Genomic DNA, 25024 nt, shown 5'->3' on the forward strand with positions numbered 1-25024 from the left:
GACCACACCACCGAGCCGGCCCGGGTCGTCCACGCTGCCCGATCCGACCGAGAACCTGACCCAGTACGCGCCCAGCGCATCGGCGGCGGCACCCTCCTGCCCGTCGAGAGCACGCCGAACCGCCGAATCCGCGCCCTGCGCAGCCTCCTTGAGCCCCTCGGCCGCCCGGCGGCAGTGCCCGGCCATCTCGCGCAACCGGTCCTCGTCCGCCTCCGGCCAACGGCAGCCGGCCAGCAGGAGCAGGACCCACTGAAGCGGTTCGGGGAGCTCAACGGCCACGGACTGGTACCTCCGACTGCGAACGGTCCACGACGGCGCCCGGCTGCCACCGCGCCGGAACAAGCCGTCCGGAGAAGCGGGTTCGAGCAGGAGCGAACGTATCCGGCCCGACCACCCGCGTCCCGGCGGAACCACCGGCAGAAGTACGGGCCGCCGATTCCTGCCGGTGCGCGCCGCGCTGGTATGTTCCTGACGCATCATCCGCCGACGCGCCAACAGAGTCGCCGCCGCGACCCGTGCAGGCGGCCGGCACCACGGTCAGGGGCGCAGTCCTCGAACCGTCCCGGCGCCCGCCGTAAGGAGCCCGCCGTGCAGCCCACCCGCAAGGCGCCGCGCATCGCGCGCGCCGTCCGGCCGTGAGCGGCCCCGGCGAGTTCGGCGCGCTGCTGCGCCGACTGCGACTGCGCGCGGGCCACAGCCAGGAGCACCTCGCCCACGCCGCCGGGCTCGGCGTGCGTACCGTCGCCGACCTGGAACGCGGCAGGGCCCGCGGGCCGCAGCGCCGCACCGTCGAGGCACTCGCCCGGGCGCTGGCCCTGGACGCCGACGACGCCCGTGCGCTGGAGACCACCGCGGCACTGGGACGCCCACGCGCCGTGCCCACGGCACCGCTCGCCGGTACGCTCGCCCTTCCCCGCGACCTGCGGGACTTCACCGCGCGTACCGAAGCACTCGACAAGGTGCGCGAGGCGGCGTCCTGCTCCGACCACGGCCCGGCCCCCGTCGCCCTGATCACCGGTCAACCGGGCCTGGGCAAGAGCGCGTTCGCCGTCCACGCCGCGCACCTGCTCGCACCTGAATACCCCGACGGCCAACTCGCCCTCGACCTGCGCGGCACGGACGAGCGGCCGACCGACCCGCGCGAGGCACTGGCCCGGCTCCTGCGCGCCCTCGCCGTGGACGAGAGCGCCATCCCCCGCAGCACCGAGGAACGCTCCGGCCTGTGGCGCACCCTCACAGCGGACCGCCGGCTGCTCATCCTCCTCGACAACGCCGCCGACGAGAACCAGGTACGCCCGATGCTGCCCGCCCAGGGCACCTCACTGACCCTGGTGACCAGCCGGCACTCGCTGGCCGGCCTGGAGTCGACCTGCCGGACGGACCTCGGCCTGCTGCGCCGGGAGGAGGCCATCCACCTGCTGACCCACATCCTCGGCGCCGACCGGGTCGCCGCCGAGGAACAGGCCGCCCGCGACCTCGCCGACCTGTGCGGCCGACTGCCACTGGCCATCCGGGTGGCCGGCCAACGGCTGGCCGCGCGACCGAACGAACGCATCGGCACCCTCGTGTCGCACCTCACCGACGAGGAAAGACGGCTGGACGCCCTTCGCGCCGGCAGCCTGGAAGTCCGCGCGGCGTTCGCCCTCTCCTACCGCCGCCTCACGCCCCCCGCACGCACACTGCTGCGCCGCGCCGCGCTCGCGCAAGGACCGGACTTCAGCGCCCACACCCTCGCCCTGCTCGCCGACCTGCCCCTGCGCCAAGCACGGAGGCTGGCCGAGGACCTCGAACAGCAGGGACTGCTGCAAGCCACCCCGCAGCCGGACCGCTACCGCTTCCACGACCTTCTGCGCCTGTTCGCGGCCGAGCAGCTCGCCGAGGAGGACGACCCCGCCGCGATCGAACGGATCCGATCGCAGGCCGCCCGCTGGCTACTGGCCCGGGCCGAGGCCGCCGCCGCGCACTTCGACGCCGAACACGACCGCCCCGTCACCAGTGATCCCGACCCGGCCACCGCGCCGGCAGACGCCGGGCAGGCCCGCGCCTGGCTGGAGGCCGAACGGGAGCAGTGGCTGTGGGCGCTGCGGCACGCCCACGGCCACGGGCTGCACCGCGAGGTCGTGGACACCGCCGAGGCCATGCACTGGTTCTCCGACCGCACCCAGCACTGGGAACAGTGGACCGAGGTGTTCGAGCTGTCCGCGGCATCGGCCCAAACCCTCGGCTCCCACGCCGAACAGGCCACCCACCTCAACTACCTGGCCTGGGCGCACAACCTCTGCACCTACGACCACCAGCGGGCACTGGAGACCGCCGACCGGGCCCACACCGCCGCCCTCGCCGCCGACGACCGCCTGCAACAAGGCTGGGCCCTCGGCTACGGAGCCGGAGCCCTCCACCGCCTCGGCCGCACCGAGGAGGCCACCGCCCGGATGCGGTCCGCCGCCAACTGCCACCAGCACAACCCCGACCCACGCGGCCGGCTCGCGGAAGTCAGCGCCTGGAACGCCCTCGGCACCCTGCTGCGCGACGCGGGCGAAGCCGAACAGGCACTCACCGTCCACCGGCGCGCCGAAGCCATCTGCCACGCCGGGATCCCCGGCCAGACCCCCACACTCCACACCGTCTACCTCGCCATCACCGAGCACCAACTCGGCTGCGACCTGGCCGCCCTGACCCGCTGGAGCGAAGCCGAGCCGCCGCTGCGCCGGGCGCTGGCCGCCTTCGAGTCGCTCGACATGCCGGCCTGGAGCGAGCCCGTCCGGCTCGACCTCGCCGTCGCGCTGCACCACCAGGGACGCCGCGCCGAGGCCCGGGCCGAGCTGACCGCAGCCCACCGCGCACTCGTCGGCCTCAACCACCGGCGTCACACCGAAGCCGCCGACCTGCTGCACAAGTTGGCCACCGAACCTGCGGGCTGAACCCCCGAAAGCGAGGATGGCGAAGGCCGAGGTGGAACGAGTTCCGCACCATGGCAGTCGCGGTGGCGCTCGCGCTGGTCATGGCCGGGTTCACGCCGCCGACCGGTGCGAACGCCGTGGGTATCGGGGCGACGGCCTGTCAGTTCGACATCAAGCAAAGCACGGACACCTACGGACCCGGTGTGTACCCGACGCCGGCCGACGACGTCCCATTCGATGGAACCGTCCGGCTCGCGGGCGGCAACAGCGTGGTCGTCGTGGTTCCCTCCTCGGAGGTCGCTGTCCAGACGAACTGGTGGCAGAAGGTCATCGCCACCACCACCGGCCTGGCGGTGGCAGTGCTGTGCTCTGCGCCCTTCGCCGTGGGCGCTCTCGTCCTGCGCAGGGATGCGTCGGCCTTCTATCGCACTTCAGGTCCGTCTCTCAGCAGATCTCCAATGGATCAGTCGAACTGCTGACCGTGGCTGTACGGGGTGACCGCGACGGGCAATGCTCGGGTCGGCATTGACCCACACGAAACGGAGACCGACATGGCCGAGGACGACGAGGTCACCTACCAGGTCACGTCCAACGACGAAGACCAGTACTCGCTCTGGCCCGTGGGCCGGGAGCTTCCGCCCGGCTGGAAGGCCGCGGGCAAGACCGGCACCAAGGAGGAGTGCATGGCCTACATCAAGGAGGTGTGGACGGACATGCGCCCCCGTTCCCTGCGGGAGTCGATGGGCTAGGCACAGCTGCCCCGGGGCGCGCGAGAACCGCCGGCCCGACACTCGCCCCGGTCAGGCCCTTCGGAGCCTCGCCGGGGCGAAGTGCTGCCTCCCGGCGGGCGCGTTCGTCCAGCCGCCGGGCCGCCCGGGCGCTCGACGGGCGGATCGCCGTGCGGCGCACGGGAGGTGACGCCCCGGAGAGGCCGGGTCCGGCCCTGGACGGATCGAACACCGGCCCTCGAACAACGAGTAAAGGTGCTGGCAAGAACGCATTTTGACGGGGTAAGTGGTTCCGATACGATCACCCGCGTTCGCCGCCGTGGCAGTGCGCTCCGGCCAAGGGCGACGCACCTCTGAACCACTGTTCCTTGGGGGAACGTTGAGCATACGCCGTTCGATCGCCGCAGCCGTCTTCGTTGCCGCGGTCTCCGCTCCGACCGTCCTCGGCTCCACCCCCGCCCTTGCCGAGGGCACGCCCGCCCCCACCGGCCAGTCCCTGCCGGACGCGCCCGTTGCCGATGTCCCGGCGGCGGACGCCCCGGCGGAGACCGGCCCCGCCACGCCCGCGCCCTCCACCGTCATCTCGCCGGAGGAGGAGGCCGAACTGCGGGCCCGGCTGGCCAAGGTGATCGAGGAGCCGGGGCACAGCCGGTACTTCTACGAGCACGCCAAGGCGGCGATGGCCGGCACGGCCGAGGACGTCAAGCACTTCCTGGACGTCGAGATGGCGCAGATCATCCGCAGCGACAAGCGCGTCCGGGTCTCGCAGATCCTGGAGCAGGCCACGCCGGGCAGCCGCCTGGCGGAGGCCGCGAGCAAGGCGCTGGACGGCGACGACGCGGCGATCGACCACTTCCTGGAGGTCGAGGCCCCGAGGCTGCTCGCCAACGACCGCTGGTGGAAGGTGCTCCACCAGCTGGTCCGGCCGGGCAGCTCGCTCACCATCACCGAGGCTGCCGCCCAGGTACTGAGCGCGGACGACGCCGAGGCCTTCCGGTCCGACCTGAAGAACGTCAGTGACGACGACGCCCGGCTGTGGCTCTCCCAGGCCATGTCGCTGGGCGGGCCCGAGGTCCGGAAGGCCGCCGGTGAGGCCCTGGACGCGAACACCTCCGAGGCCTTGCACACCTTCCTGCTCACCGGCCTGGCCGAGGCCCAGGCCCGGGACACCGCCAACGCCCAGGAGACGGGCGGCGGCAACGGCGGCAACGGCGGCAACACCGGCGGAAACGACGGCAACAACGGCGGCACCGGCGGCGGCACCACCCCGAACCAGGGCGGCCAGGGCGGCGGCACCACCGTCACCCCAGCGTCCGACACGACCCAGACCGGCACCGGCACGGGTACCAACTCCGGTACCAACACCTCCGGTGCCAACACCTCCGGCACGGGCACCTCCGGCACGGGCACCCTCGCCTCCACCGGCGTCGACGCCCCGCTCGGCACCCTGGCCGCCACCGGCGCGGCCTCCGTGGCCCTCGGCGCCGCCCTGGTGGCAGCCCGCCGCCGTCGGCAGCAGCAGTCCTGACGCTCCGTCCGCCGGGCGTGGCATCGAACGTCGAGTAAAGGCGAAGCCAAGAAAGCCCTCCGCCGGGCAAGTGGTTTCGATACGATCACTTCGTTCGCCACTGTGACAGCCCGTCACGGCGGCGAACGAAGCGTCCGTGAACCGCTGTTGTTCCTTGGGGGGACTTTGAGCATCCGTCGTTCGATCGCCGCTGCCGTCTTCGTCGCCGCGGTCTCCGCCCCGGCCGTCCTCGGTGTCACCCCGGCCCTGGCCGACACCACGCCCGCGCCCGCCGCGCAGTCACAGTCGGCCGCCGCGTCCGCGCTCTCCTCCGACATCACGCCAGAGGAGGAGACCGAGCTGCGGGCGCGGCTGGCGGCAGTGATCGCGGAGCCCGGGCACAGCCGGTACTTCTACGAGCACGCCCAGGCGGCGATGGCAGGCACGGCCGAGGACGTCAAGCGCTTCCTCGAGGTCGAGATGCCGCAGATCATCCGCGACGACAGGCGCGTCAAGGTGGTCGTGATCCTCTCCAAGGCCACGCCCGGCAGCCCGATCGCGGCGGCCGCGAACAGGGCGCTGAGCGGCGGCGACGCGGAGATCGACTACTTCCTCGACGTCGAGTACCCGCAGCTCCTCGACGACGAGCGCTGGCGGAAGGTGATCGACCGGCTGATCCGGCCGGGCAGCTCGCTGACCCTCACCGAGGCCGCCACCCAGGCGCTGAGCGCGGACGACTTCACGGCGTTCCAGGCCGGCCTGGACACCATCAGTGACAGCGACATCCGGGTGCGGCTTGCCCGGGCCATGTACCTCGGCGGCCCCGAGGTCAAGAAGCTCGTCAACGAGGCCCTGAGCTCGAACGACTCCGCGTTCCTGCGCCACGTCCTGCTCGTCGGCCTGGCCGAGGCTCAGGCCCGCGACGCCGCCAACGGCTTCTGAGTCGGCCGCGGCAGTCCCGACGATCGGCCCGAAGGCCCGGCACCCCCGCCGGGCCTTTCGGCCTTCGGTGGGTGGCCTACAGCCAGCCCGCGCGTTTGAACAGGCGGTGCAGGACGACACAGACGCCGCCCATCACGGCCAGCGCGGCGGGGTAGCCCCAGGGCTGGCTGAGTTCCGGCATGTGCTCGAAGTTCATGCCGTAGATGCCGGCGATCATGGTGGGGACGGCGGCCAGGGCGGCCCAGGCGGAGATCTTCCGCATGTCGTCGTTCTGCTGGACGCTGACCTGGGCGAGGTTGGCGGAGAGGATGTCGGAGAGCAGCCGGTCCAGGCTCTCCACCACCTCGTTGACCTTGGCCAGGTGGTCGGCGACGTCCCGGAAGTAGGGGCGCAGTTCGGCGGGGACGAAGGGCACCCTGACCTCGCCGACGGCGGTGCCGGTCCGGGTGAAGCGCAGGGCGGGCTCCATCAGCGGGTAGGTGGCCTTGCGGAAGTTCACCACCTGCCGTTTGAAGGAGTAGATGCGCTCGGCGGCGCCGCGGACCCGGCCGGGGGAGAAGATCTCGGCCTCCAACTCGTCCAGGTCCGTCTGGAGTTCGGTGGCCACGTCGAGGTACTGGTCGACCGCCATGTCGCAGATCGCGTAGAGCACGGCGGCGGGGCCGTGGGCGAGCAGTTCGGGCTGCTTCTCGAGGTCGGCCCGCAGGTCCTTGAGGGGGCTCTCCGGCCCGTGGCGGACCGTCATCACGTACGAGTCGCCCAGGAATATCATCAGCTCGCCGATGGAGACCGACTCGTCCTTCGGGTGGTACCCGGCGGTCTTCAGAACGGTGAACACCGAGTCCTGGTAGATGTCCACCTTCGGGCGCTGATGCGCCGTCAACGCGTCCTCGACCGCCAGCGGGTGCAGGCCGAACTCGTCGACGGCATGGTCGAATTCGGCCCTCGTCGGGTCCGCCAGGCCGATCCACACGAAGCCGTCGCCGGACGCCCGGACCGCCTCCAGCGCGTCCGAGAAGTCCTCCGGTCCCTCGGTGCGCCGCCCGTCCCGGTAAGTGCCGCAATCCACGATCATGCCCGCCATTGTGACCCGAACCCCCGGGCTGCCGGGAGGGGTGCACCCCGTACGCTTGCGGTATGCCCACCCTGCTGCTCGTGCGCCACGGCCGCTCCACCGCCAACACCGCCGGAATCCTGGCCGGCTGGACGCCCGGCGTCGACCTGGACGACACCGGCCGCGCGCAGGCCGCCGCCCTGCCCGAACGGCTGGCCGGACTGCCCGTCGCCCGCCTGGTCAGCAGTCCGCTGGAGCGCTGCCGCCAGACCCTGGAACCGCTGGTCGCCGCCCGCCCCGAACTCGGCCCGCCCGACCTCGACGAGCGGCTCGGCGAATGCCACTACGGCGACTGGACCGGCCGCCCGCTGTCCGAACTCGCCGACGAGCCGCTCTGGCGCACCGTCCAGGACCACGCCTCGGGCGCGGCCTTCCCCGGCGGCGAATCGCTGCGCACGCTCAGCCACCGCACCGTGGACGCCGTCCGCGAGTGGAACGAGAAGATCGCCGTCGAACACGGCCCGGACGCGCTCTGGGCGGTCGCCACCCACGGCGACGTGATCAAGGCGATCGTCGCGGACGCCCTCGGCCTGCACCTCGACCACTTCCAGCGGATCTCCGTCGAGCCGTGCTCCGTCACCGCGATCCGCTACACCCCGAACCGCCCGTACCTGCTGCGCCTCGGCGACACCGGCACCCTGGCCTCGCTCGCCCCGCGCCCGCACGGCCACTCGGCCGGCGACGACGCGGTGGTCGGCGGCGACACCGGCACCGTCTGAGCCCAGCCGGGCCGGCACCGCACCAGCCCCACCGTCCCCACCGGGAATCCGCGCCACCCGCGCCCCACGGCAGGCCCGTTTGGCCGTAGGGTGAGAGGCGAGAAGACCGCACACCCCCGTACCGGAGCGAGCAGCGTGTCCCGTCAGGTCCACTTCTACGACCAGCCCGAGCGGTTCGTGGCCGGCACCGTCGGCCAGCCCGGCGCCCGGGCGTTCTACCTGCAGGCCTCCTCGCGCGGCCGGATCACCAGCGTCCTGCTGGAGAAGGCCCAGGTCGCCGCCCTCGCCGAACGCATCGAGGAAGTCCTCGACGAGGCGCTGCGGCGCAGCGGCGGCGACGCCTCCATCCCGGCCGCCGCGCCCGTCGACCTGCTCGACGCCGCCCCGCTCGACCTGCCGCTGGAGCAGGAGTTCCGGGTCGGCACCATGGCCCTCGCCTGGGACGCCCGCGAGGAGTGCCTGGTGATCGAGGCGCAGGCGTACGTCGAGGAGTCCGAGGACGAGGACGAGATCGAGGTCTTCGACGACGAGAACGGCCCCGACCTGCTGCGGGTGCGGCTCAGCGGCGCGATGGCCCGGGTGTTCGCCAAGCGCGCCCTCGACCTGGTCGCGGCGGGCCGCAAGCCCTGCCCGTTCTGCAACCTGCCGCTCGACCCCGAGGGCCACCTGTGCCCCCGCGCGAACGGCTACCGGCGCTGAACGAGCAGCGCGCCGTGGAAGCCCCCGGCACCGACCCGGCCACCAGCGCCGCACTGGCCGCCGACACCCCCGCCGCCCTCGCCCTGCTGCGCGAGGGCGCGCTGGCCGTCCACGGCCGCGTCACCGACGCCTCCAACGCCGTCCTCTACTGCACCGCCACGCTGGACGGCGTCACCGCCCCCTGCGTGTACAAGCCCGTCGCCGGCGAACGCCCGCTGTGGGACTTCCCCGACGGCACCCTGGCCGGCCGGGAGACCGCCGCCCACGAGGTCTCGGCCGCCACCGGCTGGCAGCTGATCCCGCCGACCGTCCTGCGCGACGGCCCGGTCGGCCCCGGCATGGTCCAGCTGTGGATCGAACCCGACCCGGACGCCCCCGAACTCCTCGACCTCCAGCCCCTGGACGGGCCCGCCGACGGCTGGCTCCCCATCGTCCGCGCCGAGGTCGACGCCGGACGCCAGGCCTGGCTGGTGCACCGCGACGACGAACGGCTGCGCCGGCTCGCCGTGCTGGACGCCGTCCTCAACAACGCCGACCGCAAGGGCGGCCACTGGCTGCCCGCCGCCGACGGCCGGATCTACGGCATCGACCACGGCGTCACCTTCCACACCGAGCCCAAACTCCGCACCCTGCTGTGGGGCTGGGCCGACCGCCCGCTCACCGCCGAGGCCCTCGAGGTCCTCGGCCGGCTCGCCACCGACCTCGACGGCGCCCTCGGCGAGCGGCTGCGCCCGCACCTGACCCCCGTCGAACTCGACGCGCTGCGGGCCCGGACCGGCGCGCTGCTGGCCTCCGGACGGCATCCGCTGCCGTCGGCTGACTGGCCGTCTATTCCCTGGCCGCCGGTCTGATACCGATCCGAAACAGAGAACAAGCGGAATCAAGCCGATCATGCCAACAGGTTGGTCTTTCAAATCAGTGCACGGTTAGAGTCGGTGCCATGCATGCCTGGCCCACTTCCGAGGTTCCCGCCCTGCCCGGTCAGGGGCTTCCCCTGCGCATTTACGACACCGCCACGAGCAGTGTCCGAGAGGTCGTTCCCACCGGCCCGACCGCCCGGCTCTACGTCTGCGGCATCACTCCCTACGACGCGACCCACCTGGGCCACGCAGCCACCTACAACACCTTCGACCTGGTCCAGCGGGTCTGGAAGGACGCCGGCCACGACGTCCTGTACGTCCAGAACGTCACCGACGTCGACGACCCGCTCCTGGAGCGCGCCGTCGCCACCGGCCAGGACTGGACCGAACTCGCCGCCCGCGAAACCGCGCTGTTCCGCGAGGACATGACCGCGCTGCGGATGCTCCCGCCCGCGCACTACATCGGCGCCGTCGAATCCATCCCGTGGATCGTCCCGCTGGTGCAGCAGCTGCTCGCCTCCGGCGCCGCCTACGAGGTCGACGGCGACATCTACTTCTCCGTCGAGTCCGATCCGCACTTCGGCGAGGTCTCCGGGCTCACCCGCGAACAGATGCTGCCAATCTTCGCCGAACGCGGCGGCGACCCCGAGCGCCCCGGCAAGAAGAACCCCCTCGACGCGCTGCTCTGGCTCGCCGCCCGCCCCGGCGAACCCGCCTGGGACACCGAACTCGGCCACGGCCGGCCCGGCTGGCACATCGAGTGCGTCGCCATCGCGCTCAAGTACCTCGGCATGGAGTTCGACCTCCAGGGCGGCGGCAGCGACCTGTCCTTCCCGCACCACGAGATGGGCGCCTCGCACGCCCAGGTCGCCCTCGGCACCCGCCCCTACGCCCGCGCCTACGTGCACGCCGGGATGGTCGCCCTCGACGGCCACAAGATGTCCAAGTCCCGCGGCAACCTGGTGTTCGTCTCGGCCCTGCGACGCGACGGCATCGACCCCGCCGCGATCAGGCTCGCGCTGCTCGCCCACCACTACCGCAGCGACTGGGAATGGACGGCCGAGGACCTCGACACCGCCCTCACCCGCCTCGCCACCTGGCGCGCAGCGGTCTCCCGCCCCGACGGCCCCCCGGCCACCGCACTGCTCGCCGAGCTCCGCGAGGCCCTCGCCAACGACCTCGACGCCCCCGCGGCCCTCGCCGCGGTGGACCGCTGGGCGGCGACCGCCCACGCGGACGGCGGCGAGGACATCGGCGCCCCGGGCCTGGTCTCCCGCGCGGTCGACGCGCTCCTGGGCGTAGCCCTGTAGGAGACTTCATCGAGCCCCGTCAGGGGCGCGGGGAACTGCGCGAGAAACTGAGAACGCACAGCCAGATCGGCCCGAGGACAGAACCACCGTCCTCGGGCCGATCCGCTGTGCGGCTACTCGTCTTCCTCGTCCTTGGGCCGTTCCGTCGCGTGCCCCGTGATGGGCTTCTCGCCCTTCGGGCCCTGGTTCTCGCGGCGCCGCAGGTACCTCTCGAATTCGCGGGCGATCGCGTCCCCGGATGCCTCCGGCAACTCCGCGGTGTCCTGCGCCTCCTCCAACTGCTGCACGTACTCCGCGACTTCGGAGTCCTCCGCGGCGAGCTGGTCGACGCCGAGCTGCCAGGCGCGGGCGTCGTCGGCGAGTTCGCCCGGGGGGATGCGGAGGTCGAGGAGGTCTTCCAGCTTGTTGATCAGGGCCAGGGTGGCCTTGGGGTTGGGCGGCTGGGAGACGTAGTGCGGGACGGCGGCCCAGAAGGTGACGGCGGGGACGCCGGCGTGGGCGCAGGCCTCCTGGAGGACGCCGACGATGCCGGTGGGGCCCTCGTAGCGGCTCTCTTCGAGGTCGAGGCTGCGGGCCACCGTCGCGTCGGAGGTGACACCGGAGACCGGGACCGGCCGGGTGTGCGGGGTGTCGCCCAGCAGCGCGCCCAGGACGACGACCAGTTCGACGCCCAACTCATGGGCGAAGCCGAGCAGTTCGTTGCAGTAGGAGCGCCAGCGCATGCTGGGCTCGATGCCGCGGACGAGCACCAGGTCGCGCGGCTTGGGCTCGGTGACCCGGACCACCGAGAGTCTGGTGGTGGGCCAGGTGATCCGGCGGACTCCGCCGTCGAGCCAGATGGTGGGCCGGTTGACCTGGAAGTCGTAGTAGTCCTCGGCGTCGAGCGCGGCGAACACCTTGCCGCCCCAGGTCTCGTCGAGGTGTCCGAGCGCGGCGGAGGCCGCGTCGCCGGCGTCGTTCCAGCCCTCGAAGGCGCAGATCATCACCGGGTCGATCAACTCGGGCAGGTCTTCCAGCTCGATCACCCGGCATCTCCCTCCGTGCGTGGCGGGGGCACTGCCGCCCCCAGGTCCCTACCTGCCCAGCCTACGGGCTTTGAATGCCACCCGTGGCCGGGCAAGGGGCCCAAGCGTACGCCGTGAGCGGACGGGGCACCGGGTCTCAGTCGACGGGTTCGGCGCAGGCGATGGTCGGGTTCATGGCGAGGGTGCCGGGCGGGGCGGGGATGGTGAAGGAGACGGTGGCCTCCTCGGGGCAGGTGTGTTCGGTGCTGCCCTTGAGGCTGACGGTCTGCTTGACGTACTCCTTGTCGACCTTGTACTCGGGCTTGTGGTCGCCCTTCCCGTCGCACCGGGTCTCGGCGACGCTGTCGGAGCCGCTGGCGCTCTTGACGGCGTAGACGCAGTCGCCCACGACGATGCCCACTCCGCCGCCACCGCCGGGGTCGCCCGGGTGCGGGTCATGCAGGTTGCGCAGGCAGGCCCAGGCCGACTTGTTGCGGGCGACGTTGGTGAGCGCGTTCTGGGTGAGGTCGAGGGCGACGTCGGTGCCGTCGGGGCAGTCCGCGCCGTGCGGGAGGGCGGCGGCGACGCCGGTCAGGGTGCCGCTGCGCTTGGTGACCTTGGCCTCGGCGTTCGGGCTGTCGCAGGGCACCATCTCGTAGTGCGAGGTGGTGCCGCTGCCGCCCGGGTTGAGGGCGCGGGCGCATTTGCCCTCGGCGAAGTACGAGTCGTCGAGCTGCGGGGTCGAGGGGGTACTGGCGGCGGGGGTCGGGGTGGTGGTCGAGACGGTGGGGGAGGGGCTGGGCGGCGGTGCGGCCTTGGCGTTCTTGGCGGGTTCGCAGCCGACCAGGAGCAGGCCGGCGGTGAGCAGCGCCAGTCCGGTTCCGGCGGTGCGCAGGAGTGTGCGGGGCATGTGGTTCCTCCGTGCCCGGGTGGTGTGCGGCGGGCAGCGTGGCTGCCCAACCCGCCTGGAAATGACGGGCTTTGGTCAACGCTACCTTGACGGGCCGTCAGGTCGGCGAGGGGACCTCCGCCGCGGTCGGCGCGCCCGTTCGCGGTTCCCCGCCCGAACCACCAGGCTGATCTGCAGAGATAGTTCCGTCTATCGGATTTACCGCTCTGCGAGGAGACAAGGCCATGAAGGCAGCTGTGGTCCGGGACTTCACCGAGCCGCTGGAGATCGAGGAACGCGAGGTGCCGACCCCGGCGCCGCACCAGGTGCTGGTCAGAATCGAGTGCTCCGGCCTGTGCCACACCGACATCCACGCCGCCCGCGGCGACTGGCCGGTCAAGCCGTCCCCGCCGTTCGTGCCCGGCCACGAGGGCGTGGGCATCGTGGAGGCGGCCGGTTCGAACGTCCGGCACGTCGAGGTCGGCCAACGGGTCGCCATCCCGTGGCTGGCCGACGCCTGCGGACGCTGCGACTACTGCGTCACCGGCTGGGAGACGCTCTGCCTGTCCCAGCACAACTCCGGCTACTCGGTGGACGGCGCCTACGCCGAGTACGCCCTCGCGCACGGCGACTACGTGGTGCCCGTCCCCGACGGCGTGGACCCGATGGACGCCGCCCCGCTGTCCTGCGCGGGCGTCACCACGTACAAGGCGGTCAAGCTGGCCGGCGCCCGGCCCGGCACCCGGGTGCTGATCTCGGGCATCGGCGGCCTCGGCCACCTCGCGCTCCAGTACGCGCGGATCTTCGGCGCCGAGACCGTCGCGGTGGACATCACCGACGACAAACTGAAGCTTGCCGAGGACCTCGGCGCCGACCACGTCATCGACGCCCGCACCCAGGACGTCGCGCAAGAGGTGCACAAGCTCGGCGGCGCCGACGCCGCCGTCTCGCTGGCCGTCAGCAACGCGTCCTTCCGCGCCGCCTACGACTCGCTGCGCCGCGGCGGCACCCTCGTACTGGTCGCGCTGCCCGCGGAGGGCGAGCTGACGCTGCCGGTGTTCGAGACGGTGCTGAACGGCACCAAGGTGATCGGCTCGATCGTCGGCACCCGGCAGGACCTCGCGGAGGTGTTCCGGCTGCACGGGCTGGGCCGCACCAAGGTGATCCGGGAGACCCGCAAGCTGGAGGACGTCAACTCCTGCTTCGAGGACGTGCTCGCGGGCAAGGTCTCGGCCCGCCTGGTGTTCGACCTGCGCTGACCCCGGCGGCGGAGAGGGGGACGGGACACCCGTCCCCCTCGACGACACCGCGTCAGGCAGAAGCCCGCCCGGTCATCAGGGCGGTGATCTCCGCGGCGAGCTCCGGGCCGAGCTCGCCCCAGCCCTCCTTGTAGCCGTACACGCCGGCCAGGCTGCGGGCCTCGTAGTCGCCGTTCAGCACCTCGATGTCCTCGGCGGTGATCAGCGACGGGTGGGCGACGCCGAGCGCCGAGGAGACCTTCGTCAACTCCTTGCGCAGGGTGCGCAGGTAGACCGCCGCCCGGGCCGACTTGGAGACCGGGTCCACGCCGCGGGCCAGCCACGGGTTCTGGGTGGCGATGCCGGTCGGGCACTTGTCGGTGTGGCACTTCTGGGCCTGGATGCAGCCGATCGACATCATCGCCTCGCGCGCCACGTTGATCATGTCGGCGCCCAGCGCGAACGCCACCGCCGCGTTCTCCGGCAGGCCGAGCTTGCCGGAGGCGATGAACGTCAGCTCGTCGGTCAGCCCTAGCTCCGCGAAGGTGCCGTAGACCCGGGAGAAGCCCATCCGGAACGGCAGGGACACCGAGTCCGCGAACATCCGCGGCGCCGCGCCGGTGCCGCCCTCGCCGCCGTCGATCGTCACGAAGTCGACGCCCCGGTCGCCGCGCGCCATCCGCGCGGCCAGCTCCTGCCAGAAGTCCAGCTCGCCGACGGCGCTCTTGATGCCGACCGGCAGGCCGGTCTCGGCGGCCAGCAGCTCGACGAAGTCCAGCATCGAGTCCACGTCGCCGAACGCCGAGTGCCGCGACGGCGAGGCGCAGTCCTCGCCCACGGGTATGCCGCGGATCTTCGCGATCTCGGGCGTCACCTTCGCGCCCGGCAGCATGCCGCCCAGGCCCGGCTTGGCGCCCTGCGACAGCTTGATCTCGATCGCCCGGACCGGCGCCCCCGCCACCACGTCCTTGAGCTTGTCGAGGTTGAAGGTGCCGTCCTCGTTGCGGCAGCCGAAGTACGAGGTGCCGAGCTGGAGCACCAGGTCGGCGCCGTTTCGGTGGTACGGCGACAGGCCGCCCTCACCGGTGTTGTGCATCGCGCCGGCCTGCGCCGCGCCCTTGTTCAGCGCGGTGATGGCCGCGCCGGAGAGCGAGCCGAAGCTCATCGCGGAGATGTTCACCACGCTGCCCGGCCGGAACGCCTTGGCCCGCCCGCGCGGCCCGCCCAGCACCTTGGCCGACGGCAGCGGCGCCTGCGGGTCGTGCCCGTCCGGCAGCGGCCCGGCGAAGGTGCGCTGCTTCAGGTAGGCGCGGCCCTGCGCCTGAGCGACGTCCACCTCGGTGCCGAACCCGAAGTAGTTGTTCTCCTCCTTGGCGGAGGCGTAGATCCAGCTCCGCTGGTCACGGCTGAACGGCCGCTCCTCCTCGTTGGAGGTCACGATGTACTGCCGCAGCTCCGGCCCGATCGTCTCCAGCGCGTACCGGGCGTGCCCGAGCACCGGGAAGTTCCTCAGCAGTGCGTGCTTCTTCTGGAGCAGGTCGCGGGCGGCGAGCGCCGCCACCGCGGCGGCGGCGGCAGCCGCGCCGATCTTCCGGGCTTGCATGGACGTTCGTTCCTCCTGGGTGCAGGCCCCTTCCCCACACGGCGGAGCCGAGAGCGATGCTAGGAAACCCTCCGGACCGTCCCGCGCACCGGGGGCCGGACGGCCGGATCGCACCAGGTCAGAGGCACCAGCCGTCCCGGTACGCCGCCCAGTGGTCCGGGGTCGCCGCGAAGTCCACGTACAGCGCCAGCCCGAAGTTCTGCCGCGAGCCCGGGCCGAGCGCGAGGCGGGCGCCGCGGACGGCGGCGCGGACCGTCTCGGCGTCGCCCCGGTGGGCCGGGGTGTCGTCCCAGTACGCGGGCAGACCCATCAGCAGATCGGTCCCCGGCGGGGTGTTGGCCAGCGCCAGCTCGGTCTGCCGGGCGACGTAGCCGCCGTACAGCGACTCCACCGGCATCGAGGTGTCGTAGGACATCACCGCGACCTGGTCGACCCGCCGCGCGGCCTGCGCGAAGTACCCGGCGCTCCACCACTTGCCGTGGTCGGTGAGCGCGAAGGTCACCCGGCCGATCATCGGGACGGGCTCGATCTGCGGCGCGGCGATGGACAGCGGCACGCCCCGGGCGGCGGTCAGCGCGTGCACCTGGTCGAGCAGCGCGAGGAACCCGGGGGAGTCGTTGTGCACCGGTTCCAGGTCGAAGTGGACGCCGTCGAAGCCCAGGTCGAGGACCTGTTTCGCGGAGGCGGTGATCCGCTCCCGCACGTCCGGCCGGTCCAGGTGCAGGCCCACTTTCTCCGGCGCGACCACGTCGCCCAGCCAGGACTGGATCCGCACCCCCGGCATCGCGGCCCGGGCCCGCTCCAGGAAACCGGCCACCCCCGGGGCCAGCTTCGGATCGAGCGAACCGTCGTGCTCCAGCGGGCCGGTGTGCACGTACAGGTCGTGGATGCCGGTGCCGCGCACCCGCGACGCCAGCATCGTCAGATCGGCGTCGGTGCGCCGCCCGTCCACCCAGGCGTGGCCCAGCCAGATCGCGTCCCGGCCGCGGGTGCGGGCGTCGGCCGCCGGGTCGCCGGAGTAGTACCAGCGCAGCGCCAGACCCGCGCCCACCAGCGGCACCACCAGCATCGCGAGCACCACCACGCACGCCGTCACCACCCGGCGGCGCCGGGTCCAGCGGGTGCGGCGGCTCCAACGGCGACGCGCCCGGGCGGGCACCGTCCGCCATACGGACGGCCCAAGGGCACGGACACGGTGACGCCACCTGCTCGAACGCGATGAAGCGGGCATGGACGGGCTCCCTTCCGGTGGATGGGGACGCCCACGATGCGAAATGGGTTCCATCGCACCGCCGTCGGGCGGATACCCTGACCGGGTGCGTCCCCGGTCAAGGGGGGCCGCATAGCCGACAGCCGTCGCACTCAGGGAGCAGCCTCATGGCCACCGTTGTATCCGCGTCCACCCAGCAGGACCGCGCCACCGCCTTGCGCGAGGCCCTCGCCACCCGGGTGGTGGTAGCCGACGGAGCGATGGGCACGATGCTCCAGGCCCAGGAGCCGACGCTGGAGGACTTCCAGCAGCTCGAGGGCTGCAACGAGGTCCTCAACCTGACCCGCCCCGACATCGTCCGCTCGGTGCACGACGCGTACTTCGCGGTCGGCGTGGACTGCGTGGAGACCAACACCTTCGGCGCCAACCACTCGGCGCTCGGCGAGTACGACATCTCCGACCGGATCTTCGAGCTGTCCGAGGCCGGCGCCCGGATCGCCCGCGAGACCGCCGACGAGTACACCGCCAAGGACGGCCGCACCCGCTGGGTGCTCGGCTCGATCGGCCCCGGCACCAAGCTGCCGACGCTCGGCCACACCACCTTCGAGACGGTCCGCGAGGGCTTCCGGCAGAACGCGGCCGGCCTGATCGCGGGCGGCGCCGACGCCCTGCTGGTCGAGACCAGCCAGGACCTGCTGCAGACCAAGGCCTCCGTGCTGGGCTGCCGCGAGGCACTCGCCGAGGCCGGCCTGAACCTGCCGATCCTCGCGCAGGTCACGGTGGAGACCACCGGCACCATGCTGCTCGGCTCGGAGATCGGCGCCGCACTGACCGCGCTGGAGCCGCTCGGCATCGACTTCATCGGCCTGAACTGCGCCACCGGCCCCGAGCAGTACAGCGAGCACCTGCGCTACCTGGCGAAGAACGCCCGGATCGGCCTGTCCTGCATGCCGAACGCGGGCATGCCGGTCCTCGGCAAGGACGGCGCGCACTACCCGCTGACCCCCGAGGAACTCGCCGACGCGCACGAGGTGTTCGTCCGCGACTACGGCCTGGCGCTGGTCGGCGGCTGCTGCGGCACCACCCCCGAGCACCTGCGCCAGGTCGTCGAGCGGGTGCAGGGCCGGCCGATCACGCCGCGCGAGCCGAAGCCCGAGCCGGCCGCCGCCTCGCTGTACCAGACGGTGCCGTTCCGGCAGGACACCTCGTACCTGGCGATCGGCGAGCGCACCAACGCCAACGGCTCGAAGAAGTTCCGCGAGGCGATGCTCGCCGCCGACTGGCAGGCCTGCGTGGAGATCGCCCGCGAGCAGATCCGCGAGGGCGCGCACCTGCTCGACCTGTGCGTGGACTACGTGGGCCGCGACGGCGTCGCCGACATGAAGGAGATCGCCGGCCGCCTCGCCACCGCCTCCACCCTGCCGATCGTGCTCGACTCCACCGAGCCGCCGGTGCTCCGGGCCGGCCTGGAGATGCTCGGCGGCCGCGCGGTGCTGAACTCCGTCAACTACGAGGACGGCGACGGCCCCGACACCCGCTTCGGCAAGATCGCCGCACTCGCCCGCGAGCACGGCGCCGGCCTGATCGCCCTCACCATCGACGAGGACGGCCAGGCCCGCACCGCCGACAAGAAGGTCGCCATCGCCGAGCGGCTGATCGAGCAGCTGGGCCGCGAGTACGGCATCCACGAGAGCTCGATCCTGGTCGACTGCCTGGCCTTCACCCTGGCCACCGGCCAGGAGGAGTCCCGCCGCGACGGCATCGAGACCATCGAGGCGATCCGCGAACTCAAGCGCCGCCACCCGGACGTGCAGACCACCCTGGGCCTGTCCAACATCTCCTTCGGCCTCAACCCGGCCGCCCGGCAGGTCGTCAACTCGGTCTTCCTGCACGAGTGCGTGGAGGCCGGCCTGGACTCCGCGATCGTGCACGCCGCGAAGATCCTCCCGATGAACCGCATCCCCGAGGACCGCCGGCAGACCGCCCTCGACCTCGTCTACGACCGCCGCAGCGAGGGCTACGACCCGCTGCAGAAGCTGCTCCAGCTGTTCGAGGGCGTCTCCGCCGCCTCCAGCGCCGCCTCCAAGGCCGAGGAGCTGGCCGCCCTCCCGCTGGAGGAGCGCCTGCAGCGCCGCATCATCGACGGCGAACGCAACGGCCTGGAGGCCGACCTGGACGCCGCGCTGACCGAGCGCCCGGCGCTGGAGATCATCAACGACACGCTGCTGTCCGGCATGAAGGTGGTCGGCGAACTGTTCGGCTCCGGCGAGATGCAGCTGCCGTTCGTGCTGCAGTCCGCCGAGGTGATGAAGGCCGCGGTGGCCCACCTGGAGCCGCACATGGAGAAGTCCGACAGCGAGGGCAAGGGCACCATCGTGCTGGCCACCGTCAAGGGCGACGTCCACGACATCGGCAAGAACCTGGTCGACATCATCCTGTCCAACAACGGCTACAACGTGGTCAACATCGGCATCAAGCAGCCGGTGTCGGCGATCGTCGAGGCCGCCCAGGAGCACAAGGCCGACGTGATCGGCATGTCCGGCCTGCTGGTCAAGTCCACGGTGATCATGAAGGAGAACCTGGAGGAGCTCAACCAGCGCGGCCTGGCCGCCGACTTCCCGGTGATCCTCGGCGGCGCCGCCCTCACCCGCGCCTACGTCGAGCAGGACCTGCACGAGGTCTACGACGGCGAGGTCCGCTACGCCCGCGACGCCTTCGAGGGCCTGCGGCTGATGGACGCCCTGATCGGCGTCAAGCGCGGCGTCCCCGGCGTCGTCCTGCCGGAGCTGCGCAAGCGCCGGCACGCCCGGGTCGAGGTCGAGGAGCCGGAGGAGGTCAACCTCGGCCAGATCCGCTCCGACGTGGCCGTCGACAACCGCGTCCCCACCCCGCCGTTCTGGGGCGACCGGATCATCAAGGGCATCCCGTTCCAGGACTACGCCTCCTGGCTCGACGAGGACGCCCTGTTCAAGGGCCAGTGGGGCCTCAAGGGCGGCCGCTCCGGAGGGCCGTCGTACGAGGAGCTGGTGGAGACCGAGGGCCGCCCGCGCCTGCGCGGCTGGCTGGACCGCCTGCAGACCGAGGGCTGGCTGGAGCCCGCCGTCGTCTACGGCTACTTCCCGGCCAACTCCAAGGGCGACGACCTGATCCTCTACCGCGAGGACGGCTCCGAACTGACCCGGTTCACCTTCCCCCGCCAGCGCCGCGGCCGCCGCCTGTGCCTGGCCGACTTCTTCCGCCCGGAGGAGAGCGGCGAGCGCGACGTGGTCGGCCTCCAGGTGGTCACCATGGGCAACCGGATCTCCGAGGCCGCGGGCGAGCTGTTCGCCGGCAACTCCTACCGCGACTACCTCGAACTGCACGGCCTGTCCGTGCAGTTGGCCGAGGCACTGGCCGAGTTCTGGCACGCCCGGGTCCGCTACGAGCTCGGCTTCGGCGACGAGGACCCGCAGGACGTCAAGGACATGTTCGCGCTCAAGTACCGCGGCGCGCGCTTCTCGCTCGGCTACGGCGCCTGCCCGAACCTGGAGGACCGCGCCAAGATCGCCGAACTGCTCAGGCCCGAACGGGTCGGCGTGATCCTCTCCGAGGAGTACCAGCTGCACCCCGAGCAGTCCACCGACGCCATCGTCCTGCACCACCCCGAGGCCAAGTACTTCAACGCCCGGTAGAACACTTCCACCACAGATCATCCGTTCGCCCCGCAGGCGCCCGGCGCAATCCGCCCCGGCGGGCGTATTCTTGATGATCCTGAACGGGCCGGTCCGCTCACCAGCGGGCCGGCCTGTGCCATCCCCGGACGCAGTGCGCTCCGGACGACCACCCGGAAGGACGGCGCGCATGACGACGGTCTCGACCCCGATCCGTGTCGGCGGAGACGGCGACGGCAGCGGCTTGCAGGCCGTCCTGCTGGACATGGACGGCACCCTGGTCGACACCGAGGACTTCTGGTGGCAGGCCGAGGTCGACCTGTTCGCCGAACTCGGCCACCACCTCACCGCCGAGGACCGCACCCACGTGGTCGGCGGCCCGATGACCCGCGTCATCGACTACCTGCTCACCCGCACCGGCGCGGCCATCCGCCCCGCCGACCTCGGCGCCCAGATCAACCAGCGCTTCGTCGACCTGCTGCACGGCGGCGTCCCGCTGATGCCCGGCGCCGAGCGCCTGCTCAACACCCTCGCCGCGCACGGCATCCCGGCCGCCCTGGTGTCCGCCTCGCACCGGCACATCATCGACATCGTGCTGCGCAGCCTGGGCGCGCAGAACTTCGCCTTCACGGTGGCCGGGGACGAGGTCCCGCGCACCAAGCCCTTCCCGGACCCGTACCTGACCGCCGCGGCCCGCCTGGGCGCCGACCCGGCCCGCTGCGTGGTCGTCGAGGACACCCCCACCGGCGTCGCCGCCGCCGAGGCGGCGGGCTGCCCCGTCATCGCGGTACCCTCCATCGCCACCATCGAGCCCGGCCCCGGCCGGCTGGTGCTGTCCTCGCTGGAGCAGGTCGACCTCGACCTGCTGCGCACCCTGGCCGGCGCCCGGGTGTGACCTTCGTCTCCTTCATGCGGTTTTCCGGTTCCCCTCCGCGTCCGTGGGTACGCGGACCGTATCCGGCAGCAGGTGCGAAATCGGGCATTGGCTGACAACTCGTCGGTTCCCGGAGAGTAGCTTTCCGGGTCTCGCCGACCCATTGTTCGAACAGTCGGTGACCGACCCGGTGCGATGTGGCACGCTACATCCGATCAGTAGCCATCCCGCGCCGCCGCCCACCGCCGTCAGACCCCGGCCGGGGGCGCCCGCGCGTCGTACCAGACCTGCGCCGGCCACCCCACCCCGCGGCCGGCCGGTTCTCCGGCGTCGGCCGGCCGCACGCAGTAAGGAAGACCACCCCGCATGACTACGCCCAACCGCCTGGCCGTGCTCAGCTGCGCCGCGCTCGTCGCCACCACGGCGGCCGGCTGCGCGTCCGTGGAGAAGGCTGCCACCGGCGGCGACAACGGTGCTGCGATCACCCTGGGCACCACCAACGGGACCACCGTGCTGGACCCGGCCGGCGCCTACGAAATCGGCTCCTGGCTGGTGCTCAACAACTCCTTCCAGTCGCTGCTGGCCTTCCCGCCCGGCGCGACCATGCCGCAGCCGGACGCCGCGGAGTCGTGCCAGTTCACCGGCAACGACACGATGACGTACACCTGCACGCTGAAGACCGGGCTGAAGTTCACCAACGGGCACCCGGTGACGGCCGAGGACGTCAAGTACTCGATCGACCGCACCAAGAAGATCAACGACCCGGCCGGTCCGCTCCCGCTGCTGTCCACCATCAAGTCGGTGGAGACCAACGGCGACCGCGAGGTCACCTTCCACCTGGAGACCCCGGACGCGGTCTTCCCGGCCAAGCTGGCCTCGCCGGCCGGCGCCATCGTGGACCACGCGGTCTTCCCGGCCGACAAGCTGCTCGAGAACGACAAGCTGGTCGGCTCCGGCGCGTACAAGATCGACGCGATCGAGAACCACGGCAAGAGCCCGGCCAAGGTCACGCTGTCGCCGAACCCGACCTACAAGGGCAGCGCCGGCAAGCCCGAGAACAGCAAGTTCACCGTCCGCTTCTACGAGAAGGCGGACGAGCTGAAGGCCGCCCTCGACAAGGGCGAGGTCGACGTCGCGGACAACAGCCTCGAGCCCGCCACGGCCGCCCAGATCAAGAGCGACGACCAGTCCGGCAAGGGCAACCTGCGGGTCGCCGAGGGCGACAGCGGCGAGACCTTCTACCTGGTGTTCAACACCAAGGACGACGTCGGCGGCAAGCAGCCGGTCCGCCAGGCCGTCGCCCAGCTGCTCGACCGCAAGGCGCTCGCCCACGACGTGTACGCGGGCACCGTGGTGCCGCTGTACTCGGTCGTCCCGGCCGGCGTGGTCGGCCACAACACCGCCTTCTTCGACAAGTACGGCGAGCCGGACATCGCCAAGGCCAAGAAGATCCTGACCGACGCGCACATCAGCACCCCGGTCAAGCTCAACCTGACCTGGTCCCGCTCCCGGGCCGGCGCCGCCGAGCTGGAGAACGTCAAGAAGCAGCTGGACGCCAGCGGCCTGTTCCAGGTGACGGTCCAGCAGGAGCCGGACTGGAACACCTTCATCGCCAACTGGTCGAACAACAGCTACCAGGCCTACCTGATCGGCTGGACCCCCGACTACGTCGACGCGGACAACTACATCACCCCGCTGGTGGTCGGCGGCGGCGCGTTCCACAACAACTGGGACGACCCGCAGATCAGCACCAAGCTGGTGCCGGAATCGATCAAGCTCACCGACCGCACCGGCGGCGGCGCCTACGCGATTATCCAGAACAAGCTGGCCGACGCCGTGCCGATGGTCCCGCTGTACCAGAACAAGTCGTTCTACGTGTACCGGACCGGCGTCACCGGCGTCGACAGCACCGTGGACAACACCAGCCGCTTCCGCTTCTGGGAGATCGGCCGCACCGGCAAGAAGTAACGTTTCGCCCGGCCGTACGGCCACCAGAACGGCCCGCCACCCCCAAACCGGGGTGGCGGGCCGTCGGCCGTTCCAGAGGGCCTACAGGGCGCCGGGGCGCACCAGACCGCTCTCGTACGCGTACACCGCGGCCTGCACCCGGTCGCGCAGCTGGAGCTTGGTCAGCACGTGGCCGACATGGGTCTTCACCGTCGTCTCGGAGACGAACAGCTCGGCCGCGATCTCCGCGTTCGACAGCCCGCGGGCCACCAGCCGCAGCACCTCCACCTCGCGCTCCGTCAGCACGGTCAGCGCCTGCGGCGGGGCCTCGTCACCCGACGGCAGCTTGGTGGCGTACATGTCCAGCAACCGGCGGGTCACCGACGGGGCCAGCATCGCCGCACCGTCCGCCACCACCCGGATCGCCTGCACCAGCTCCTCCGCCGGGACGTCCTTCAGCAGGAAGCCGCTGGCGCCCGCGCGCAGCGCCTCCACCACGTACTCGTCCAGGTCGAAGGTGGTCAGCACCAGCACCTTCGCCGGGCCGCTGCGGTCCGGGCCGGCGATCCGGCGGGTGGCCTCCACGCCGTCCATCCGCGGCATCCGGATGTCCATCAGCACCACGTCCGGCTGCAGCGCGCGGACCTGGTCCAGCGCCTGCTGCCCGTCGCCCGCCTCGCCGACCACCACGAGATCGGACTCCGCCTCCAGAATCATCCGGAAACCGGTACGGAGCAGCGGCTGGTCGTCCACCAGCAGCACACGGATCGTCACCTACGACTCCTTGCGGGGATTGGTCAGAGTGGCCAGGGGCAGCGGATACGGCGGGGGAGTGCCGCCGAACTCCGGACAGCTGGACTTGTGGTCGCACCAGTCGCACAGCCGGTTGCGGGTCGCCGGGAACTCACCGGTGGCCACCGCCGCCGAGATCGCCTCCCACAGCGCCTCCAGCTTCCGCTCCACCGCCAGCAGATCGGCCTCGTCCGGGTCGTACGTCACCACGTCGCCGCCGCCGCCGAGATACACCAGCTGCAGCCGCTTGGGGAGCACGCCCTTCCACCGCCAGACCACCAGCGCGTAGAACTTCATCTGGAACATCGCCTTGCCCTCGAAGTCCCGCGAGGGCGCCCGGCCGGTCTTGTAGTCCACCAGCCGCACCTCGCCGGACGGCGCGACGTCCACCCGGTCGATGTAGCCGCGCAGCAGCAGCCCCGAGGCCAGCGCGGTCTGCACGTACAGCTCCCGCTCCACCGGGTGCAGCCGGGTCGGGTCCTCCAGCCGGAACCACTTCTCCACCAGCTTCTCGGCATCGCCCAGCCAGGCGGCCAGCTTCCCGGCGTCATCCGGGAACAGACCGGCCAGCTCCGGCCGTTCCCCGAGCAACCGCTCCCACTGCGGGGCCAGCAGCCCCCGGGCCCGCTCGGGGGTGCGCTCCACCGGCGGGTGGTCGAACAGCCGCTCCAGCACCGCGTGCACCAGCGTCCCCCGGGTCGCCGCCGCGCTCGGCGGCTCCGGCAGCCGGTCGATCACCCGCAGCCGGTACAGCAGCGGGCAGGTCATGAAGTCACCCGCCCGGGACGGCGACAGCCCGGTCGGCGCGGCCGCCGGACGGGCAGTGGGCGTGGGGTCGGTCTGCTGCATGCCCCGACCCTATTGCACCGGACGGACAGCATGGGCGAACGGGTCGAGAAGCTGGGTATGGCACAAGGAGAGCGGGGTGCGCCGCCGCAGCGGGCCGGAGATCACGTAGCGTACGAGGAACCCACGTCGCGAACGCGAAATCCACGGAGCGTGCGGGGCACCAGAGGGTCGGCGGAGAGTGGAGGGAGC

At 71.9% G+C, this 25024-nt stretch carries 20 protein-coding genes and 1 pseudogene; 13 read left to right on the top strand and 8 right to left on the bottom strand.

Translation table 11 applies throughout. The annotated features are described in order from the left end of the window. Positions 1–279 (bottom strand): annotated as a pseudogene (locus tag ACIHEI_RS24745) (hypothetical protein); the annotation flags it as partial. A gap of 356 nt (positions 280–635) precedes the next feature. Between ACIHEI_RS24745 and ACIHEI_RS24750 the strand changes: the two are divergent. The 5 genes from ACIHEI_RS24750 to ACIHEI_RS24770 all read left to right on the top strand — a co-directional run bounded on the left by ACIHEI_RS24750 (position 636) and on the right by ACIHEI_RS24770 (position 6077). Beyond that, positions 636–2921, top strand: a complete 2286-nt coding sequence (locus ACIHEI_RS24750; RefSeq protein WP_396608111.1) for a helix-turn-helix domain-containing protein — start codon at positions 636–638, stop codon at positions 2919–2921. 50 nt (positions 2922–2971) lie between these two features. Continuing rightward, positions 2972–3379: a hypothetical protein gene (locus ACIHEI_RS24755; protein WP_396608112.1), complete on the top strand. Its 408-nt coding sequence runs from the start codon at positions 2972–2974 to the stop codon at positions 3377–3379. 72 nt (positions 3380–3451) lie between these two features. Then, complete coding sequence (locus ACIHEI_RS24760) at positions 3452–3649, top strand: MbtH family protein (RefSeq protein ID WP_396608113.1); 198 nt, start codon at positions 3452–3454, stop codon at positions 3647–3649. A gap of 358 nt (positions 3650–4007) precedes the next feature. After that, positions 4008–5156 carry an ALF repeat-containing protein gene (locus ACIHEI_RS24765; RefSeq protein ID WP_396608114.1) on the top strand — a complete coding sequence of 383 codons (1149 nt, stop codon included), beginning with the start codon at positions 4008–4010 and terminating at the stop codon, positions 5154–5156. A 165-nt stretch (positions 5157–5321) separates the two neighbouring features. Then, on the top strand, positions 5322–6077 hold the full coding sequence (locus ACIHEI_RS24770; RefSeq protein WP_396608115.1) for a hypothetical protein: 756 nt from the start codon (positions 5322–5324) through the stop codon (positions 6075–6077). A 76-nt stretch (positions 6078–6153) separates the two neighbouring features. Here ACIHEI_RS24770 and ACIHEI_RS24775 read toward each other — a convergent pair whose 3' ends face one another. Beyond that, positions 6154–7152, bottom strand: a complete 999-nt coding sequence (locus ACIHEI_RS24775) for a magnesium and cobalt transport protein CorA (protein ID WP_396608116.1) — start codon at positions 7150–7152, stop codon at positions 6154–6156. A gap of 62 nt (positions 7153–7214) precedes the next feature. On the opposite strand from ACIHEI_RS24775, the gene ACIHEI_RS24780 reads away from it, so the two are divergent. The 4 genes from ACIHEI_RS24780 to mshC all read left to right on the top strand — a co-directional run bounded on the left by ACIHEI_RS24780 (position 7215) and on the right by mshC (position 10779). Next, positions 7215–7910 (top strand): histidine phosphatase family protein, encoded by a 696-nt coding sequence (locus ACIHEI_RS24780; protein ID WP_387634050.1) that lies wholly within the window; start codon positions 7215–7217, stop codon positions 7908–7910. 135 nt (positions 7911–8045) lie between these two features. Next, a complete protein-coding gene (locus ACIHEI_RS24785; RefSeq protein WP_392944007.1) occupies positions 8046–8609 on the top strand; it encodes a DUF3090 domain-containing protein in 564 nt (187 codons plus the stop codon). Next, positions 8579–9460: an SCO1664 family protein gene (locus tag ACIHEI_RS24790; RefSeq protein ID WP_392944005.1), complete on the top strand. Its 882-nt coding sequence runs from the start codon at positions 8579–8581 to the stop codon at positions 9458–9460. Before ACIHEI_RS24785 ends, ACIHEI_RS24790 begins: the two co-directional genes overlap by 31 nt. An 89-nt stretch (positions 9461–9549) precedes the next feature. Next, complete coding sequence (gene mshC, locus ACIHEI_RS24795; RefSeq protein WP_396608117.1) at positions 9550–10779, top strand: cysteine--1-D-myo-inosityl 2-amino-2-deoxy-alpha-D-glucopyranoside ligase; 1230 nt, start codon at positions 9550–9552, stop codon at positions 10777–10779. Positions 10780–10892: 113 nt separating this feature from the next. On the opposite strand, the gene ACIHEI_RS24800 is transcribed toward mshC, so the two are convergent. Both ACIHEI_RS24800 and ACIHEI_RS24805 read right to left on the bottom strand, forming a co-directional pair. Further along, on the bottom strand, positions 10893–11804 hold the full coding sequence (locus tag ACIHEI_RS24800; RefSeq protein WP_387634044.1) for a PAC2 family protein: 912 nt from the start codon (positions 11802–11804) through the stop codon (positions 10893–10895). A gap of 136 nt (positions 11805–11940) precedes the next feature. After that, entirely contained in the window at positions 11941–12693 is a 753-nt protein-coding gene (locus ACIHEI_RS24805) for a hypothetical protein (protein ID WP_396608118.1), read from the bottom strand. 224 nt (positions 12694–12917) lie between these two features. On the opposite strand from ACIHEI_RS24805, the gene adhP reads away from it, so the two are divergent. After that, positions 12918–13931: an alcohol dehydrogenase AdhP gene (gene adhP, locus ACIHEI_RS24810; protein WP_387634040.1), complete on the top strand. Its 1014-nt coding sequence runs from the start codon at positions 12918–12920 to the stop codon at positions 13929–13931. Between the two features lie 52 nt (positions 13932–13983). Here the strand turns inward: adhP and ACIHEI_RS24815 are convergent, their stop codons facing one another. Both ACIHEI_RS24815 and ACIHEI_RS24820 read right to left on the bottom strand, forming a co-directional pair. Continuing rightward, positions 13984–15513, bottom strand: a complete 1530-nt coding sequence (locus ACIHEI_RS24815; RefSeq protein ID WP_396608119.1) for an FMN-binding glutamate synthase family protein — start codon at positions 15511–15513, stop codon at positions 13984–13986. 118 nt (positions 15514–15631) lie between these two features. Further along, a complete protein-coding gene (locus ACIHEI_RS24820) occupies positions 15632–16672 on the bottom strand; it encodes a hypothetical protein (RefSeq protein WP_392943995.1) in 1041 nt (346 codons plus the stop codon). 218 nt (positions 16673–16890) lie between these two features. Between ACIHEI_RS24820 and metH the strand changes: the two genes are divergently transcribed. The 3 genes from metH (at position 16891) to ACIHEI_RS24835 (ending at position 23215) form a co-directional block, all read left to right on the top strand. Beyond that, on the top strand, positions 16891–20394 hold the full coding sequence (metH, locus tag ACIHEI_RS24825) for a methionine synthase (RefSeq protein WP_396608120.1): 3504 nt from the start codon (positions 16891–16893) through the stop codon (positions 20392–20394). Between the two features lie 169 nt (positions 20395–20563). Beyond that, positions 20564–21268, top strand: a complete 705-nt coding sequence (locus ACIHEI_RS24830; protein ID WP_387634032.1) for an HAD family hydrolase — start codon at positions 20564–20566, stop codon at positions 21266–21268. Positions 21269–21613: 345 nt separating this feature from the next. Next, positions 21614–23215, top strand: coding sequence for an ABC transporter substrate-binding protein (locus ACIHEI_RS24835; RefSeq protein ID WP_396608121.1), 1602 nt, complete (start codon positions 21614–21616; stop codon positions 23213–23215). Between the two features lie 81 nt (positions 23216–23296). Here ACIHEI_RS24835 and ACIHEI_RS24840 read toward each other — a convergent pair whose 3' ends face one another. Further along, complete coding sequence (locus tag ACIHEI_RS24840; RefSeq protein ID WP_073808639.1) at positions 23297–23968, bottom strand: response regulator transcription factor; 672 nt, start codon at positions 23966–23968, stop codon at positions 23297–23299. Continuing rightward, positions 23969–24835: a RecB family exonuclease gene (locus ACIHEI_RS24845; protein WP_396608122.1), complete on the bottom strand. Its 867-nt coding sequence runs from the start codon at positions 24833–24835 to the stop codon at positions 23969–23971. Positions 24836–25024 lie beyond the last annotated feature (189 nt).

It is taken from the genome of Kitasatospora sp. NPDC051984, from assembly GCF_044593455.1.
Classification (GTDB): Bacteria; Actinomycetota; Actinomycetes; order Streptomycetales; family Streptomycetaceae; genus Kitasatospora.

Excerpts from the sequence above, each read along its gene's own strand:
- metH (WP_396608120.1), top strand. The coding sequence starts at position 16,891 with ATGGCCACCGTTGTATCCGCGTCCACCCAGCAGGACCGCGCCACCGCC.
- ACIHEI_RS24845 (WP_396608122.1), bottom strand. The coding sequence starts at position 24,835 with ATGCAGCAGACCGACCCCACGCCCACTGCCCGTCCGGCGGCCGCGCCG.
- mshC (WP_396608117.1), top strand. The coding sequence starts at position 9,550 with ATGCATGCCTGGCCCACTTCCGAGGTTCCCGCCCTGCCCGGTCAGGGG.
- adhP (WP_387634040.1), top strand. The coding sequence starts at position 12,918 with ATGAAGGCAGCTGTGGTCCGGGACTTCACCGAGCCGCTGGAGATCGAG.
- ACIHEI_RS24760 (WP_396608113.1), top strand. The coding sequence starts at position 3,452 with ATGGCCGAGGACGACGAGGTCACCTACCAGGTCACGTCCAACGACGAA.
- ACIHEI_RS24775 (WP_396608116.1), bottom strand. The coding sequence starts at position 7,152 with ATGATCGTGGATTGCGGCACTTACCGGGACGGGCGGCGCACCGAGGGA.
- ACIHEI_RS24805 (WP_396608118.1), bottom strand. The coding sequence starts at position 12,693 with ATGCCCCGCACACTCCTGCGCACCGCCGGAACCGGACTGGCGCTGCTC.
- ACIHEI_RS24835 (WP_396608121.1), top strand. The coding sequence starts at position 21,614 with ATGACTACGCCCAACCGCCTGGCCGTGCTCAGCTGCGCCGCGCTCGTC.
- ACIHEI_RS24780 (WP_387634050.1), top strand. The coding sequence starts at position 7,215 with ATGCCCACCCTGCTGCTCGTGCGCCACGGCCGCTCCACCGCCAACACC.
- ACIHEI_RS24830 (WP_387634032.1), top strand. The coding sequence starts at position 20,564 with ATGACGACGGTCTCGACCCCGATCCGTGTCGGCGGAGACGGCGACGGC.
- ACIHEI_RS24755 (WP_396608112.1), top strand. The coding sequence starts at position 2,972 with ATGGCAGTCGCGGTGGCGCTCGCGCTGGTCATGGCCGGGTTCACGCCG.
- ACIHEI_RS24815 (WP_396608119.1), bottom strand. The coding sequence starts at position 15,513 with ATGCAAGCCCGGAAGATCGGCGCGGCTGCCGCCGCCGCCGCGGTGGCG.